The organism is Microbulbifer sp. SE14, assembly GCF_059834885.1.
On sequence record NZ_JCBAJA010000002.1, the window covers coordinates 213170 to 230104 of the forward strand.

Genomic DNA, 16935 nt, shown 5'->3' on the forward strand with positions numbered 1-16935 from the left:
CAGAATTGGCACTTTGGTCACGGTTGCGCCTCAGTCGCGGACCAGTCCGCCGCGACTGTTCCGGAGCACTGGAAGCCTCGAGCAGGCCTGGGCCATTCAATCGGGTGTGATGATGGAGTCTATTTGCTGTTGCCATAACTCGCGCCGCTCCGGCCCGGCCGAAAGCCCCAGATCCTGCCTGAGCGCCCGCAGTGCAGCGACTACTTCCTCGCCCTCGTCGCGAAACAGCTGAATGACCCCATTCTCCGGGTCCAGCGCCAGAGCGTCCGCCAGCGCCTGTTTGGCCAGGTCCGGTTTGTTCTCCGACAGATAGGACTTGGCCAGCAGTACCTGCAGCTCCATGGCCCGCAGCAGGCTGCCGCTGCCCACGGCCTCTTCGATATAGGCCTTCAGCAATGTCCCGGCTTTGGCCGCATCGCCCTCAGCCAGGGTCAGGCGCACGTCAGCGATCCCTGTCCACTCTTCGATATCCGCCTGGGCGCAGTCCGAGAGCCGGGGCAGGGTTTGCCGGTAGCCCTGCCAATCGTCGAAACAGGCCCTGGCCCGTTGCGGCTCGCCCAAGGCCAGCAGCAGCCGCACCCGCTCGTGCACGACACTGGCGTGCAGGCGCACCCAGCCGCGCTCCTCCGCCAGCGTCTGCATCTCATCCAGATACTCGAGGGCGCCCTGGGTGTCGTCCGCACCGTGCAGCAGCCGCGCGCGCGCGCATGACACAGCAATAACCATGTCGACGGTCGCATAGACCCGCAGCGCTTCAAGGCCGCGCTGGAACAGGATTCCAGCCCGCTCTAGCTCTCCCCGTTGGTAGTAGAGGAGCCCGGTCATCGACTCCAGCAGGGCCACCCCCTCGGAGTCGGGCATCACGTGGCGCAGGATATTGTCCAGTTGCTGCTCCACATAGCCGGTGCCCTCCTTGAGCCGGGCGCCGGCGAGATAGACTAGCGCGGCGAGGCAGGCGGCCCAAGCCTGGTTGTAGACCTGCTTCGGCACCGTGGGTGCCGCCAGTACCTTCCCGGCTATCTCCAGCACCTGCGCGTAGTCCCGACAGACGTAGTGCAACATGCCCGGCAGCAGCCTGAAGCAGTCGCGGAGATATACCGGCTCCCGGGGGCAGCGGGGCAGCCAGGTGTCCACCAGTTGCGCCGACTTTTCCAGTTGATCGTCGTAGGCGTACAGGTTCGCCTCGATACAGTTGACTTCCACCCACTGTGCCGGCTCGAGGGTATCTCTGCGACTCTTGAGCTGTTCCAGCAGCCGCCGCGCCTGGGGCAACTGGTTACGGAGTACCTGCAGCCAGGCCAGTTGGATCAGTGTCCCCTGGCTCTCCCGCAGCAGCGCCTCCGGCAGGCGCCGGACCAGGCCGAGGAACCGGGACACGTAACCCTGGACCAAGAGGCTGATCCCCTGCTCGTCGAGCAGCTCCAGCGCACGACTTTCATCGCCAGCGCCGATAGCGTGCTGTATCGCCTCCGCCATCAATTCGTGTTCCTCAAACCAGGCGCTGGCCCGGCGGTGCAGTTCCACAAGTTCCTCCGCGCGAACGGACTCCAGTTGCCGCTGGAGGGCATTGCGGAACAGGGGATGCAGCCGGTACCAGTCGCCGCTCTCGTCCAGGCTCTGCACAGGAAGGCGGGAATCCCGCAGCCGCGCCAGCTCGAAACTGTGTTCCCGGTCGCCGGTGACGGCCAGGCACAGGGATGCGCAGAAGCGGTCGAGTATGGCAATGCGGCGCAAAAAACCGGCCAGAGTCCCGGGCATCTGCGCCACCACCTCTTCGGCCAGAAAGTCGGCCACGGATCCGCTGTTAGCGGACAGGGCGCTGACAAGGCGGCCGCGATCGGCGGAGCCCTGCATGGAAAGGGCGGCCAGCTGCAGCACGGCCGCCCAGCCGCCGGTACGCTCGCACAACAGCGCCGTCTCCTCGCCGCTCACCTGCAAATGGTTGACGTCGCACAGCAGGGCCTGGGTTTCCTCCCTGTCGAAGCTCAGGTCGCCGCTGTCAAGCAGCAACAGGTCGCCGGCCGCACTGTATCGCGACAGGGGGATCGGCGGCATGCTGCGCGAGCCGATAAAAAGGTAGAGGTTACCGGGCAGGTGCAGCAACAGGAACTGCAATGCCTCGTGCATCGCCGGGTTGTGGATCTGGTGGTAATCGTCGAGAAACAGCGCGTAATGCTGGGAGGGGTCCAGAAATCCGAGCAGCTCGGTGATCAGGTGCCGACCGCTGAGCTCGTCCACCGTCAGACGGTGCTCGACCAGTTCCCCGGTGATCGCCGGGTTGAACTGGCTGAAGGCCGCACCCAGACAGTAGAAAAAAAGGCCCTCTTCATTGTCCTCCTCATCCAGGGTCAGCCAGGCGGTGCCCAGCCCCCGGTCACGCAGCCGCTGCCGGCACTGCGCGAGGAAGGTGGACTTGCCGTAGCCGGCCGGCGCGGTCACCAGGCACAGGTGCGCCGCGGGGAGCTGCTCGCCGCAGGCCCGCCGCAACAGCCGCTCCCGCGACACGCTGTCCTCCACCAGGCGCGGCGGCGTCAGGCCCAGGGAAGTCGTGGGCGTGGAATCGAAGCTGTTCTCGCTGCGGGCAGGCATGGGGCACTCCGTCCAGGGCGACTGCGGGCACGCAATCGGGCCGCGGGCATCCAACCAGGGCGCGCTTCGCGCGAGCCCACCAAAATGGGCGGCCCCCTCCAGACGCCCGCGGGTTAAGGATTTTTATAGTGTTCTTAACCGATTGATCTGCCATCCAGTATAGGCCAGGGGTAAAAGTTGCCGCCTTCGACCGGCCAACAAACGCAACGTAGAGGAAGACGCGGCCCATCCCTCCACAAGGGAAGAAGTCTCTTTCCATTCTCGACGGCACCTGGAGCCCATCACCGTAGAAAGAGAAACGGAGCGGGCGAGTTGCCGCACGGGAGCCCCGATCGGCGAGGAGCTGGGTTGGGCCAGGACGACGCCCGCCTTGGCGTGGCCCCCGGCGCGGCCGGTTTTCCTCTGCAGACGGCGGCAGCTTCCCGTTTTTTCTAGACTCTATGAGAAACAGTGGCAACCGGGCGGGATGCACTTGGCCAATCAGTCCCTTAATGGAGAAAGCCCTATGAATCACATAGTTTCCCCCGCCATCGGCCTGGCTCTCGCCGTTGTATCCTTGTACGCACCAGCACAGGTTCCGGAATCGGTGGTGAAATCCATGTCGATGCCGGACAAGGTGGAGACCTCCATCGGCACCCTAGAGGCCCGGGACGGCGTGCCCACGGAGGAGACCGCCCGCAAGGTGGTCGACACCCTGGACTTCACCCGCGCCCTCAACGTCTTCAACAACAGCTTTCGCGGCGCTTCTGCCTATGCGATCCGCCAGGGTATGCACAGCATCGGTGCCGAGGACAACAGCGTCCTCCTGTATCCCAAGCTGATGGACTCCACGCCGCTGTGGCTGACCGGCAACGCCGACACTGTCTACTACATGTCGTCACTGGACCTGAGCAAGGGCCCCCTGGTGATCGAGCAGCCGCCCATGGGGCTCGGCACCATCAACGACATGTGGTTCTCCTGGATCATCGACGTCGGCTTTCCCGGCCCCGACCGGGGCGAGGGCGGCAAGTATCTGATAGTGCCGCCGGGCTACGACGGGCCGCTGCCCGACGGCGGCTTCTTCGTCGCCCACTCCAAGACCGACCACGCGCTCTACGCCGTGCGCGCCTTCCTCGTCGACAACGACCCCAAGCCGGCCGTCGAGAATATCCGCAAGCACCTGAAGATCTACCCCTACACGCCGGGCGGCTTCGGCACCAGCATCGCAACGGCACTCGAAGGCGAGGTCCGCATCGGCCAGGACCCGAAAATTCCCGAAACCAAATTCGTAGACGGGACCGGCAAGGCCTTCAACACCATCCCGCCCAGCGACTTCGGCTTCTTCGAGATGATCAACGCCAATGTACAGAGCGAACCCGCGGACAGCTACGACGTGGAACTGGCCGGGCAGTTGGCCGCCATCGGCATCGTCAAGGGCAAACCGTTCAAGCCGGACGCGCGCATGAAGAAGATCCTCGCGGACGCGGCCGCGGTGGGCGATGCGGCCGGGCGCACCCTGACCTACCGCTACCGGGTGGCACACCCGGGCTGGGCCCACTACCCCGACTCCATGTGGGGCAGCATGCTGTGGCAGGGCGGTGCCCTGTTCGAGACGCCGCCGCCGCTGTTCGAAAAGGGCATGTTCAAGCCTTTCCCGCCCACCGGCGCGCGCACCCTCGATTCGCGCACCGCCTTCTACTACGGCGCTATTCTCGACTCGCCGGCGATGATAATGCGCATTCCCAACGTGGGCTCCCAGTACCTGATGGGCTACCAGGATACCAAAGGCCAGCCGTTCGACGGCGCCAGGACCTACCGGGTAACCCTGCCCAGGGACATCCCCGCCGGCAAGTTCTGGTCGCTCACCCTCTACGACAACCAGACCCGCTCCATGCTGAAGACGCCACAGAAATACCCGCGCGCCGGCAGCCAGAGCTACCCGTCGCCCGCCGCGGAACCGGCCTCCAACGGCTCCATCACCATCTGGTTCTCGCCGCAACAGCCCAAGGGCGTACCCCGCGGCAACTGGATACAGACGGTGCCCGGCAAGGGCTGGTTCGTCCTCCTGCGCCTCTACAGTCCGGAGGAATCCTTCTTCACCAAGAAGTGGCGGCCGGGTGAAGTGGAATTGGTCAAGTAAAGGAAGGCTCTGCCCGCCGCCTTTGTCCGCTCGGCCATGAAAATGGTTATCTGGCCGACAGCCGAGAACAGTCGCTATAGCTGGATAGGCATGCCCGCCCCGAGATACTCTGCGTAGACCAGATAGCGCAGCGGGCCGCCGGGATCCATCGCATCGAAGGGATAGCAGGTCACCAGCAGCAGCCCCGGTTCGGCGAAGATCGGCAGCTGTTCGCGGCCGCTGTCCACCACCCGGGTCTCACTGACCCTGTAGCTGTGCCAGCGGCCACGGCTGTCCTGCAGTTGGATGGGTGCGCCGGGTTTGAGTTCTCCCAGGTCGCCGAAATGGGTGTCGCGGTGGGCGGCGATCACCGTGGTGCGCGGCTCTCCCGGCGCGCCGGAGACTTCCAGCATTCCCGGGGCGAAAGCCAGCGCCTGGCCGCTGCCGCCGGCCAGTACCATCAGTGGTTTTTGCCGATCCAGCTGCAGTTTCGCCACCGGCCAGGTATCCGCCCAGGGCCAGGGTTTCGCCGGCGCACCGCTCTCCAGTTGCTCTTCCCAGGCGTCTGCGATCAACACCTGGGCCAGCTCCGCCTTGGCCAGCAGCCAGGCGGCGCCGCCCAGCTGCCAGAGCCCGGCGAGCAGACAGGCGTTGAACAGTGCAGTGCGCAGCATCAGCGAGCCCCGAGGTGGGCGGCGATCGTGGAAGCCAGCCCTGCTGGCGATACTTTCCTGCCGGCAGGCTCCGTTCCAATCGCCTGCAGGGCAGGCTCCCACCTGGCGCGCGGGTCTGGCAATAGTCTGCGCAACAGCCGGCGCAAGCGGTGCAGCAAATTGCCGCGCGCCAGGCGTCCGCGGCGCAGCAGCCCGGCCAGGCTGAGCAGGCCCGCGGCCGCCAGCAGTTGGGCGTAGAGACCGGCGGCGGTGCGCGGGTAGGTCTGGCGCTGCAGAACCCGGCCGCGAGCCACTGCGTTGGGGATCGGGCTTTTGGAGAGCCTTTCCCCCTGCGGCCGCACCACTTTTTCCTCCACTGCGACGAAGCTGGTGTAAGGGCTCGCCAGCTGGTGAGTCAGCGCCAGCTGCAGTATCTGCTCGCGCAGCGCTTTGCCGGCGTCGCTCTGCTCGCCGGACTGCAACTGCCGGTCGCGCAGGGCCTCTATCTTGGCCCGAGCCCAGACGCTGCCTATTCCCCGGCTCCCCTCGGTACCGCTTTCTTTCAGCGCCAGTTTCTGCACGAACTGCTTGCCCGCCAGGCGCCCGCGCAGCTGCACCTCTCCAGTGAGCACACCTCCGTCGATCTTCGCCACCAGCTGCAGCGGCTCGCCGCGGTAGAGATCGGGAATTCTTTTCGGGTAGGCATCCACCACCAGTCCCTGGGGCCACTGTAGTTGCAGGTCTGTCGCCAGTGGATTTTCCAGCTTGGTGAACAGCGCCTGCATGTGTTCCTGCACCTCACCCAGGTCGCCGATGGTGACTGTGGAGCCGCGGCCGAACTGCGCCGCCTTGCGCATGAAATGATTGTTCGGTGCCGAGCCGATACCGACCGTAAACAGGCGTGCGTCCCGCAGCGACTGCTGGATCAGCTCGAACAGGGCGCGCTCATTGCCGACGGCGCCGTCGGTGATAAATACCACTTGGTGCACCAGGCTGTCGGCGCCGGGCATCTGCTGGCTGAGCGCCAGGCGCAGCGCAGGTGCCATCTCGGTGCCGCCACTCGCCTGCAGACCTTCCACTTGGGCGCGGGCCAGTTGGACATTTGTGGAATCCGCCGCGACCGGACGCGGGAAGAAGGCGCGGGTACTGCTATTGAATTCGATCACGTTGAAGCGGTCGTTCGGCTGCAGGCGCGACAGCGCCAGCTGCAGGCTCTCCTTGGCCTGGCGGATGGAATTGCCGCTCATGGAGCCGGAGGTGTCGATCACGTAGACCACTTCCCGCGGCAGGCGCCGCACATCTTTCTCCGCGTCAGGCGGCAACAGCAAGAGCTGCAGGTAAGTGCTCGTCGACGCTTCCCCGGTGGCAGCCTTTTGAGTAAACAGCCCTGAGTGCTCGGTAAAAAGCGCCGCGCGCGGCAGCGAAGACGGGCGCGGGCGCCAGTGCAGGGCGAAGTCCCTGTCCATTACCGCATCGCCACCGCGCAGCTTGATCGAGTAGCGTCCGTCCGCCTGTTTGTCGAAATCGATATCGTGGTAGGGACTGGTGACTTCCGCCAGCGGCAGCCCGCCTTCGAGCTCCACCTCGATGGCGATTTTGTGGCTGCCGATGGCGGTCAGTTCGGCGGCCGGCTGCACAAAACTGCCGCGAGCAGTTTTGGACAGCTTTACGCTGTCCCGAAGGGTGGATGCCATGGATGGCATCCACATCAAAGGCGTGATTTTGTGCGCGTCCGGTACCTGATCGGTGGGTAGTGCCCAGCCGCTGCTGTCGGTGGCCAGTTCCATTTCCGCATCGGGAATCACCTCGCCCGGGATGTAGCGCGGCGTCAGCGTCGTCGGCAGGCGCAGGCTGAAGGTGCCGCCGTCGTAGCTCACCGGCTGCAGGTAGCGGATCTGTACACGGATGGTTTCGCCCGGGGCTATGTTCGCGACCTTGTTGGTAAACAGGTTCGGGCGCTGCTGTTCCAGCAGCGCGGCGCGCTTACCCGCGGCGCGGGCGGCCCTGTAGATTTTTGCCGCCTCCTCGCGCTCGCGTACCACACCGACGATGCGGCGCTCGCCAACCTGGATTTCCAGTCCACTGACCGCGGCCTGTTCCGGCAGGGGCAATACATACACCGCCTCCTGCCAATCGCCGCTGCGGTTGGCAAACTCCTGTTGCAACTGCACCTCCGCCACCAGGCCGCGCACGCGAATCTGCGCGCGGCTGGCCAGGTGCACCGCCGGCACATAGCCGCCCTGCTCCGCGCCGCTGAACAGCAGGTCCCCGCTCTCGACATCGTTCAGGCCGACGACCTGGTCGGCGCGTGCGGCTCTAGTACCTATGGCAGCGACGAACACCGCCAGCGCGGTAACAAGAAACAGCAGCCAGCGGCCGCGCCGGCTGCCGCGGTAGCGGCGACGGTAGTATTCCTCGGTCGGCAATACCACCAGTTCGCGCGGTATGCGCTGGCCGCAAAAAATTGTCCTGTCCACGGATTTCCCTCCGGTATTTGCTTGTTCTGGAGGTCATTAAACAGGGGCAATGGGACGAAAGCGGGAGTGGATTGGGGCTAAAAGGCAGAGAGATTGTGGCGAATTGTGGCGCTGGCAATGAACGATATGTAGGAGCGGCCGTTGGCCGCGATCAATATTCGGGGAGACCCGGAAGATCAACCGCGGCCAACGGCGGAGGGCCGCCCCGCCGCTCCTACAAGGGCAGTTCGAGAGAGTTAGTTCCCTGAACTCACACCGGCAATATCTCCGATAATCAGCCCCACGCCCCTATCCAGAAGATCATACTTTGGGTTAAATTTTTGATGTTTCGCCCAAAGGTAGACGCGGCTGCCACGCTGTTGCGCCCGCGCCGCGAACTGTTCCGGCCAGCCCCAAAGGTAACTGGCCATCGAAGGGGGAACAACCACTTTGGTATTGGCGCAGGACTCGGGGAAAAAGCGGCTCCAGCCGTAAATCAGGTAGTCCCTTATGCACTTTTTGGCCGATTCCATGCTGAGCGCAGACTTCTGCGTGCCATTGGCGGGATACGCGGACAGATTCTTGTCCGCGGCGAAGTGAAAAAGTCTTTCCCGCTGGCGCTCAGGCAGAGACGCCTTGTATTCCAGCAACGCCTCCACCGATTGCCTGTCGCCGGTTTTCATATTCAGCCACAATTCCATGCCCGGATAGCGCTCTACCACCTCATCCAGGGAAGCTATCCTGTATCCCCTGCCCCTCCAGGGAAAAGTCTCCCCACCGTCGAAGGTGTAGCCATAACCCGCGTCCAGGGATTTCAGGTAGTCCATGTTCCGCTTCTTGGTGACGCCGCTTCCGTCAGTGGCGCAGTCCAGGGTCCAGTCGTGGAATACGGCAAACCTGCCGTCGGCGGTATGGTGGATATTCAAGTGGATAGCGCCGAATCCCGCCTCGATAGCGGAACCGATCGACTCCAGCGTGTTCTCGATATGGGCGTTGGACGATTGCACTATCTGCTTGGCGACGCAGCCGTTGTGATCGAAGGACGAATAATCCAGAAGCTGGCCGCCGCCCCGGTAGGCCACCAGCTGGCCCTTTTCGGACAGCGGATACTCCGGCGCTTTCAGCAGAATAAAGACAAGGGCCAGCCCGAGAACAGCTGCCGCTATCCGCTTTATTATCGGTTTGGTTCTCATTATTTATTGATTCCGTGCTTACTCAAGCAAACACGCTCACTTTAAACGGAAAAAACCGGCGGAAAGCGGCATCAAAGCGGACCTATTATGGCGAATTGTGGCAATGCCCTGCATGCGGTCTTTATGCATATAAAAAAACCGGCGCAAGCGCCGGCTTTTTGACAGGATCGACATCAATCGATCAGTTCGTATTGATTCCGCAGTATCTCGATCAACTCCGCCTTGGGATTGTCGGAGATCTCGAGCTTCCTGCCGATGATCTTTTCCGCAATGCCGACATAGGTGGCGGACACATCCATCAGCATGGATTCCGGTAGCTCGTTGTCGCGCGCCAGGGCCTGGCGTTCGGGCATGCGGTCCTTGTTCAACAGGATATCCGGTTCCGGGAAGTGGTTCAGCAGCGCCTGGCGGAAGCCCTCCTTGGAGTTCTCCACCACCTTGCCATTGCGGTACTGCTCGCCGTCCCAGATGCGGGAGGAGTCCGGGGTGCCCACCTCGTCCATATAGATCAGCTTTTCCTCACCGTCGGCATCGGTGACATAGCCGAACTCGAACTTGGTATCGACGAAGATCTGGTCGAGCTTCTCCATTTCGGAGGAAATGACATTGAAGCCCTCTTTCAGCAGCTTCTCATACAGGTCGATGTCATCCTTGGAGCGGAAGTTGAAGGCCGCGAAGTTGTCTTCGATGTTCTTGCGGGTGACGTTCACATCATCCGCTTCAGGCACGCCGGGAATGCCTTTCAGGATGCCCTTGGTGGACGGGGTGATCAGCAGTTCCGGCAGCTTCTGGTCTTTCTGCAGCCCGTCGGGAATCTCGATACCGCAGAACTCGCGCTCGCCCTTTTCATAAGAGCGCCACATGGAGCCGGTGATGTACTGGCGGGCGATGGCCTCGATCATGACCGGGCGCGCCTTCTGCACTATCCACACCAGCGGGTGGGGGATATCCAGGATATGGCTGTCCGCCAGGCCGTTCTCCCTGAACAGCCGGAACCAGTGGTTGGCAATGGCGTTCAGGGCCGCGCCCTTACCGGGCACGCCGCGCAGGCCGCCCTCGCCAGTCCAGATGCAATCGAAGGCGGAGAGACGGTCGGAGATCACCATCACCGCCAGGGGCGCGTCCGGGGCCACCGGGTAGCCCTTCTCCTCGATCAGGCGACGGCTGTCGGCCTCGGTCAGCCAGTAAACCGAGCGGACCTTGCCGCTGTGGACGGGCTTATCGGTGCGGATCGGCAAATCGTCGTTGACCGCCAGTACTTTGCCAGCAAGGCTCATGGATCTTTCCTATTCGGGATGGGCCAACCAAAAAGAAGCGCGGGATTTTAGCAAAAGCTTCACAGCTCAGACAGAGGGACAGGGCCGAATGGCGCCAAGTCGAAGCATCGGTATTTGCGGGCTTGCCTGATGCAAGGTCCTGCTGCCGGTGGCCGTCCGGTAAAGACGCATGTGGCCGGCAAATAGCCCGATGAGGCTTTTTACCGGACGACCACCGGCAGCAGGGCCGCTCGAAGCTATCAAATTCTCAGCCTGCGAAAGCTATTCCTCGGCGACGCTCTCCGCGGCCTCCCTGGCCTGCCACTCGGCCTGGTGGTCCGCCGTGGGCCAGGCGTTCATGATCGCCTTTAGCAGGGTCGCCAGTGGAATGGCGAAAAAGACGCCCCAGAAGCCCCAGATGCCGCCGAAGAAGAGCACCGCGAGGATGATGGCCACCGGGTGCAGGTTGACCGCCTCGGAGAACAGCAGCGGCACCAGCACATTGCCGTCCAGCAGCTGGATGATGCCGTAGGCCAGTATCAGGTAGAAGAACTCGCTGCTCCAGCCCCACTGGAACAGGCCGATGGCCGCCACCGGAATGGTCACCACCGCGGCACCGATATAGGGAATCAGCACGCTGAGGCCCACCGCCACCGCCAGCAGCAGCGCGTAGTTGACGCCCAGCAGCAGGAAGGCCGCGTAGCTGACCACGGCCACTATGCCGATCTCGATCACCTTGCCGCGCACGTAGTTGGCCACCTGGTCGTTCATCTCGTGCCAGATCTGGCGCAGCATGGGGCGCTGGTTGGGCAGGAAGGAGGTGCACCAGTTGACCAGTTTGTCCGAGTCCTTCAGGAAGAAGAACACCAGTATCGGCACCACCACCGCATAGATCAGCAGCCCGGCGAGTACCGGCAGGTTGGCCAGGGAGAAGGTCAGCAGAGTCTGCCCCATGGTGCCCAGTTCGCTGCCGAGGGTATTGAATATCTCGTCGATCTGCTCCGCCGTCACAAGGCGCGGGTAGCGCTCCGGCAGCAACAGCAACAACTGTTGGCCCTGGTCGATCATGTTCGGCAGTTCGGCGAAGAGCCTCACCAACTGGCGCCAGATGATCGGCAGTACCACCAGGAACAGGGCCACTATGGTGCCCACCAGCACCAGGCAGGCGATACTCACCGCCAGCCAATGGGGCACTTTCCAGGATTTCAGCCGCTGCACCATGCCCTGCATCAGGAAGGCGATGATCAGTGCCGCCAGCACCGGCGCCAGTACCTGGCCCAGGGTAGCCATCGCCACCAGCGCCGCCAGCAGCAGCAGTACCAGCAGCACCACCTCTTCCTGGCTGAAATAGCGGTTTACCCAGTTTTTGACAATCGCGAGCATAAAACTCCTGGTCTCGTCGTTATTTACTTGCCGGCACGCAGCCAGTAACAGAAGCCGTCATTCCGCCTTTCGGCGCGCAGCAGCGGCACACCACTCAGTTCTGAGAAGCTGTGGAAGTCGCGCCAGGAGCCCGAGTCAGTGGCCAACACCCGCAGCAGTGTACCGGCGGCCTGCTCGCACAGGGCGCGGCGCATGGCCAGCAGCGGCTGCGGGCAGGGCAGGCCGCGGGCATCCACGGTCACGGCCGCCTCCCAGTCGGGCGCAATGTCCGAATCCCTGTCGACGCTGGATACTGTCATCGGCCCTGCGGTCATAAGTTGCTGATTGCGGCGGATTATAGCGCGGATACTGCGCCAGATTCCGCGGCGGAACAATGGCCGCAACACTGCGTCCGGTTTTGGCAAAGCGGTCACCGGTCGCGACAGCGCGAACCTTTCCTCAGACCGCTGGTCAAATCCTCGACAGTCCGACAGGGTTGCGTATAGAGTTGGGCTACTCCCGAGGCAGACCGAGCAGTACAGCGATGATCGATCTCCACAACAAATCCCCGGTCCGCCGCCCCCTGCGGCAGCGCATCAGCGGCGGCCTGGCGGCACTGGGCATGGGGCTGCTGCTCGGGGGCGCCCCTCTCGCCGCGGTGGCGGACGACGACCAGATCCGGCTGCCGGAGCTGGGCGACAGCAGCAGCGGCCTGGTATCCCGGGCGCGGGAGAAGGAGCTGGGGCAGATGTGGCTGCGCATGTTCCGCAGCCAGGTGCGCACCTCGAACGACGCGCTGCTGCAGCAGTATGTGGAGAACACGGTCAAGGGCCTATCCGAATTCAGCCCGCTGGAGGACAAGGCCATCGACGTGGTGGTGGTCAAGAACGACACCATGAACGCCTTCGCCGTACCCGGCGGTATCATGGGTGTACACACAGGCCTCTTCCTGTTCGCGGAAAACGAGGACCAGTTCGCCTCGGTCATCGCCCACGAACTGGGCCACCTGAGCCAGCGCCACTACGCCCGCTCCCTGGAGGCCCAGCGCAACAGCACCATTCCCACGCTGGCGGGCATGCTCGGCGCCCTGGTACTGGCCGCAACCGCCGGCGGCGACGCCGGTATAGCCGCCATGACCGCCACCCAGGCCGCGGCACTGGACAGCCAGCTGCGCTTCAGCCGTCAGAACGAACAGGAAGCCGACCGCGTCGGCATCGAGACCCTGGCCAAGTCCGGCCGGGACCCGGAGGCGGCCGGCGAGATGTTCGAGCAGATGCTCAAGGCCACCCGCTACTACCGCCGCCCGCCGGAATTCCTGCTCACCCACCCGGTCACCGAAAAGCGCATCGCCGACGCAAAGTTGCGCGCCAGCCGCATGCCGGCGGTGAAACCCAGCAACAGCCGCGACTACCACCTGATGCGGGCGCGCATCCGCGTGGCCGCCGAGGCCACGCCGCAGCAGGCGGTGAAGCGCTTCCAGGCGGAACTGAACGGCATCAGCGACAACGAGGACGCGGCCCGCTACGGCCTGGCCCTGGCGCAGACCGCGGCCGGCAAACCCGATTCGGCCCTGGAGACGTTGCAGCCGCTGCTGGACAGGGAGCCCGACAAGGCCGCCTTCGTACTCGCGCGCGCCGATATCGACCTGGCCCGGCAAGACTATACCAATGCGACCAGAAGGCTGCAGCAGGCCCTGGACAAGAGTCCTGGCGACCACGCCCTGACCATGGGCCTGGCCAACGCCCACTTCAAGGCCGGCAACTACCTGGCGGCAGAGCGCATCCTGGCCAGGCACAGCCGCGTGCGCAAGAAGGACCCATCGGTCTGGTACCTGCTGGCCGAGACCCATGGCCTGGCCGGGGACATCATCGGCGTGCACGAGGCGCGGGCCGAGTACTACATACTCAACGGCGTCTTCGACAAGGCGCTGCAGCACCTGCGCCACGGCATCCGCATGGCCAAGAACGACTACCAGACACACGCGATTCTGGAGCAGCGGATGAAGGACGTGATCAAGATGCAGGAAAAAGCTAAAGAGCTTTAGTGGTCAGTGCTTATCACTCGCCACCGACCACTTTTTTACCGGCCACCAACCACTGACCACTCAATCGAGGGGCTTGCGGAAATCCAGCATCCGCTGCAGCGGCACCATGGCGCGCCTGCCGAGCTCCGGATCGACGAATATCTCGTTGTCTCCCCGCTCCAGCACGCCGCACAGGTTTTCCAGTGAATTCATCGCCATCCAGGGACAGTTGGCACAGCTGCGGCAGGTGGCGCCGGCGCCGGCAGTGGGGGCGACGATCAGCTCCTTGCCCGGGCACTGCTGCTGCATCTTGTAGAAGATGCCCTGGTCGGTGGCGACGATAAAGCGCTTCTCCGGCCGGGTCTTGGCCGCGTTGATGATCTGCGATGTGGAGCCCACCACGTCCGCCAGTTCGACGACGGAGGCGGGGGATTCCGGGTGCACCAGCACCGCCGCATCCGGGTAGAGGGCCTTCAGGTCCGCCACGCCCTTGGCCTTGAACTCCTCGTGCACTATGCAGGCACCGTTCCACAAGAGCACGTCCGCGCCCGTCTCCCGCTGCACATAGCTGCCCAGGTGCTTGTCCGGGGCCCAGAGGATCTTCTCGCCCTGCTCGTCCAGGTAGTCCACCACGTCCAGCGCGATGCTGGAAGTCACCACCCAGTCGGCGCGCGCCTTGACCGCGGCGGAGGTGTTTGCGTAGACGACGACGGTGCGGTCCGGGTGGGCGTCGCAGAAGGCGGAAAACTCCTCCGGCGGGCAGCCCAGGTCCAGGGAACAGGTGGCCTCCAGGGTCGGCATCAGCACCCGCTTGTTGGGCGTCAGTATCTTGGCGGTCTCGCCCATGAATTTCACCCCGGCGACGATCAGGGTATCCGCCTGGTGCTCGGCGCCGAAGCGGGCCATTTCCAGGGAGTCGGACACGCAGCCGCCGGTTTCCTCGGCCAGGGCCTGGATCAGCGGATCCGTATAGTAGTGGGCCACCAGCACCGCGTTCTGCTCTTTCAGCAGCCGCTTGATACGCTCGCGCCACAGCTCCAGTTCCTCTTCGCTGTACTGGTGCAAAGCCGGTTCCGCCAGGTGCGCCTGCACCAGATCCCTCGGATCGGGGGCCCTGGAATCGGAGCGGGGATCAACGGTCTCTGAGGCAACTGACTTCTGGCTCATTGCTGACTACCACTAGCGGAAAAGTGCGCATTATAGCGCATCGGACCCAAATCCATCGAAATGTCATTTTAGTGTGGTGAAATGCGCGGTTCTCGCCGCTCCGCCGGCCGGTGCGGAAGGCAGGTAATAAAAAAGGGCTGCCGGAGGGCAGCCCTTTTCGGAAGATGGTGGGTCGTGCTGGACTCGAACCAGCGACCAATTGGTTAAAAGCCAACTGCTCTACCAACTGAGCTAACGACCCTCGAATCGGTCAACGCTCTGGGGAAATGGTGGGTCGTGCTGGACTCGAACCAGCGACCAATTGGTTAAAAGCCAACTGCTCTACCAACTGAGCTAACGACCCTTCGATACCCCGGCGTGAGGAGCTGCGTATCTTACGGATCTATTTCCGAAAGGCAATACCCGGCCGGGGAAAAATCCAGATAATTTAAAGGCTTAGGCATAGACCGTGGGGTCCGCCAGGCCCGCCTCTGCAAATCCCGCCGAGCGCAGGCGGCAGCTGTCGCAGCGGCCGCAGGCGGCACCGTTCGGCTGCGCCTGGTAACAGGACACAGTTAAACTGTAGTCCACGCCCAGTTCGGTTCCGCGACGCACTATGTCCGCCTTGCTCATATGCATCAGCGGCGTGCGGATGCTGAGCTTGTGGCCCTCGACACCGGCGCGGGTGGCCAGGTTGGCCATCTTCTCGAAGGCCTCGATATACTCCGGGCGGCAGTCCGGGTAGCCGGAGTAGTCCACCGCGTTGACGCCGACGAAGATATCCCGGGCCCCCAGCACCTCCGCCCAGCCCAGGGCGATGGACAGGAAGACGGTGTTACGCGCCGGCACATAGGTAACCGGGATACCGCTGGTCTCCTCCTCCGGCACCGCGATGCTGTCATCGGTCAGGGCCGAGCCGCCGATGGCGCGCAGGTCCAGCTTGACCACCTTGTGCTCGCGGGCATCCAGGTCCGCCGCCACCCGCCGCGCGGCTACCAGTTCGGCGCTGTGGCGCTGGCCGTAGTCGAAGCCCAGGGCGTAGCACTCGTAGCCCCCGGCGCGGGCCATGGCCAGTACCGTGGCGGAATCCAGGCCACCGGATAGCAGGACTACGGCTTTTTTTGCGGTCATATCTTCTACCTTCTCCCCCAGCTGTTCTTTCGACTCTTCTTGCAGGGCAGATAAGCGCCAAGCGCATCCGCCGTTGCTGCGCCCGGCGTGGATGCGCTTGGCACTTACCCACCCTACGGCTTGTCCCGATGAGTATGTAGGTTGGGCTGAGCGCAGCGAAGCCCAACGGGGAGACCGCGGCCGGGTTGTTGGGGTTCGCGAAGCTCACTCCAACCTACGCCGCGTCCCCAGGTCCAGAACCCCGAGTCCCCAGTCCCCATCAAGCTACACCCCGGGAATATCACCCCACAGCAGCTTGTGCATCTGCAGCTGCATGCGCACCGGCAGGCCGTCCTCGAGGATCCACTCGGCCAGTTGCCGCGGCTGCAGCTGTTCGTAGCTGGGAGAGAGGAGCACTTCCCCCACCCGCTCGACCAGCCGGTACTGGTCCAGGATGAACCTGGCCCAGTCATAGTCGGCGCGGTCGCAGATGACGAACTTGATCTGGTCGTGCTGGTTCAGGGCCTGGATGTTGTCCATCCGGTTGCGGTGCTGTTCGCCGGAGGCCGGGGTCTTCAGGTCCACCACCCGGGATACCCGCTCGTCCACCTGCTCCACCGGCATGGCGCCACTGGTCTCCAGCGATACCTTGTAGCCGGCATCGCAGAGGGCCTTCAGCAGCGGCAGGCAGTTGGGTTGTGCCAGCGGCTCGCCACCGGTCACACAGACATAGCGCGCCGGATAGCTCTGAACCTTCTGCAAGATGTCAACCAGGGTCAGGCGCTCGCCGCCGTAGAAGGCGTACTCGGAGTCGCAGTAGGTACAGCGCAGCGGACAGCCGGTCAGGCGCACGAACACCGTCGGCAGGCCGGACTCCCGCGCCTCCCCCTGCAGGGAGTAAAAGATCTCGCTGATGCGCAGTGACTCTGTAGAAAGGTCGGTCATATTCACCACAGACAGAAACGCCCGGGCGGCTTGTGCCGTCCGGGCGCGGATCATAGAGCTTTTGTGATCAAAAAACCAGCGACTGGCTCTGTGGCTGAGTCCGG

Annotated in this window: 12 protein-coding genes and 2 tRNA genes; 2 read left to right on the forward strand and 12 right to left on the reverse strand. The window is 63.7% G+C overall.

Going from position 1 to position 16935, the window contains the following annotated elements; translation table 11 throughout:
- Nucleotides 1-96 precede the first annotated feature (96 nt).
- Nucleotides 97-2589, reverse strand: a complete 2493-nt coding sequence (locus AC6R19_RS02450; RefSeq protein WP_500577894.1) for a winged helix-turn-helix domain-containing protein — start codon at nt 2587-2589, stop codon at nt 97-99.
- Nucleotides 2590-3094: 505 nt separating this feature from the next.
- On the opposite strand from AC6R19_RS02450, the gene AC6R19_RS02455 reads away from it, so the two are divergent.
- Nucleotides 3095-4708 (forward strand): DUF1254 domain-containing protein, encoded by a 1614-nt coding sequence (locus AC6R19_RS02455; protein ID WP_500577895.1) that lies wholly within the window; start codon nt 3095-3097, stop codon nt 4706-4708.
- A 74-nt stretch (nt 4709-4782) separates the two neighbouring features.
- Here the strand turns inward: AC6R19_RS02455 and AC6R19_RS02460 are convergent, their stop codons facing one another.
- From AC6R19_RS02460 to AC6R19_RS02485, 6 genes are all read right to left on the reverse strand, one after another.
- On the reverse strand, nt 4783-5361 hold the full coding sequence (locus tag AC6R19_RS02460) for a class GN sortase (protein ID WP_500577896.1): 579 nt from the start codon (nt 5359-5361) through the stop codon (nt 4783-4785).
- Nucleotides 5361-7817, reverse strand: coding sequence for a marine proteobacterial sortase target protein (locus AC6R19_RS02465; protein ID WP_500577897.1), 2457 nt, complete (start codon nt 7815-7817; stop codon nt 5361-5363). Before AC6R19_RS02465 ends, AC6R19_RS02460 begins: the two co-directional genes overlap by 1 nt.
- A 236-nt stretch (nt 7818-8053) precedes the next feature.
- The gene (locus AC6R19_RS02470; protein ID WP_500577898.1) at nt 8054-8989 is read right to left on the reverse strand and encodes a glycerophosphodiester phosphodiesterase family protein; all 936 of its coding nucleotides are present in this window, start codon (nt 8987-8989) and stop codon (nt 8054-8056) included.
- Nucleotides 8990-9162: 173 nt separating this feature from the next.
- Nucleotides 9163-10266, reverse strand: a complete 1104-nt coding sequence (locus AC6R19_RS02475; protein WP_500577899.1) for a phosphoribosylaminoimidazolesuccinocarboxamide synthase — start codon at nt 10264-10266, stop codon at nt 9163-9165.
- Between the two features lie 261 nt (nt 10267-10527).
- On the reverse strand, nt 10528-11628 hold the full coding sequence (locus AC6R19_RS02480; protein WP_500577900.1) for an AI-2E family transporter: 1101 nt from the start codon (nt 11626-11628) through the stop codon (nt 10528-10530).
- A gap of 23 nt (nt 11629-11651) precedes the next feature.
- Nucleotides 11652-11927 (reverse strand): sulfurtransferase TusA family protein, encoded by a 276-nt coding sequence (locus tag AC6R19_RS02485; protein ID WP_500577901.1) that lies wholly within the window; start codon nt 11925-11927, stop codon nt 11652-11654.
- A gap of 224 nt (nt 11928-12151) precedes the next feature.
- On the opposite strand from AC6R19_RS02485, the gene AC6R19_RS02490 reads away from it, so the two are divergent.
- Nucleotides 12152-13651 carry a M48 family metalloprotease gene (locus AC6R19_RS02490; protein WP_500577902.1) on the forward strand — a complete coding sequence of 500 codons (1500 nt, stop codon included), beginning with the start codon at nt 12152-12154 and terminating at the stop codon, nt 13649-13651.
- Between the two features lie 60 nt (nt 13652-13711).
- Here the strand turns inward: AC6R19_RS02490 and nadA are convergent, their stop codons facing one another.
- The 5 genes from nadA to queE form a co-directional block, all read right to left on the reverse strand.
- A complete protein-coding gene (nadA, locus tag AC6R19_RS02495) occupies nt 13712-14797 on the reverse strand; it encodes a quinolinate synthase NadA (protein ID WP_500577903.1) in 1086 nt (361 codons plus the stop codon).
- Between the two features lie 165 nt (nt 14798-14962).
- Nucleotides 14963-15038: transfer RNA gene (locus tag AC6R19_RS02500), tRNA-Lys, on the reverse strand.
- A gap of 26 nt (nt 15039-15064) precedes the next feature.
- A tRNA-Lys gene (locus AC6R19_RS02505) sits at nt 15065-15140 on the reverse strand.
- Nucleotides 15141-15232: 92 nt separating this feature from the next.
- Nucleotides 15233-15952: a 7-cyano-7-deazaguanine synthase QueC gene (gene queC / locus AC6R19_RS02510; RefSeq protein ID WP_500578025.1), complete on the reverse strand. Its 720-nt coding sequence runs from the start codon at nt 15950-15952 to the stop codon at nt 15233-15235.
- Nucleotides 15953-16171: 219 nt separating this feature from the next.
- Nucleotides 16172-16831 (reverse strand): 7-carboxy-7-deazaguanine synthase QueE, encoded by a 660-nt coding sequence (gene queE / locus AC6R19_RS02515; protein ID WP_500577904.1) that lies wholly within the window; start codon nt 16829-16831, stop codon nt 16172-16174.
- Nucleotides 16832-16935 lie beyond the last annotated feature (104 nt).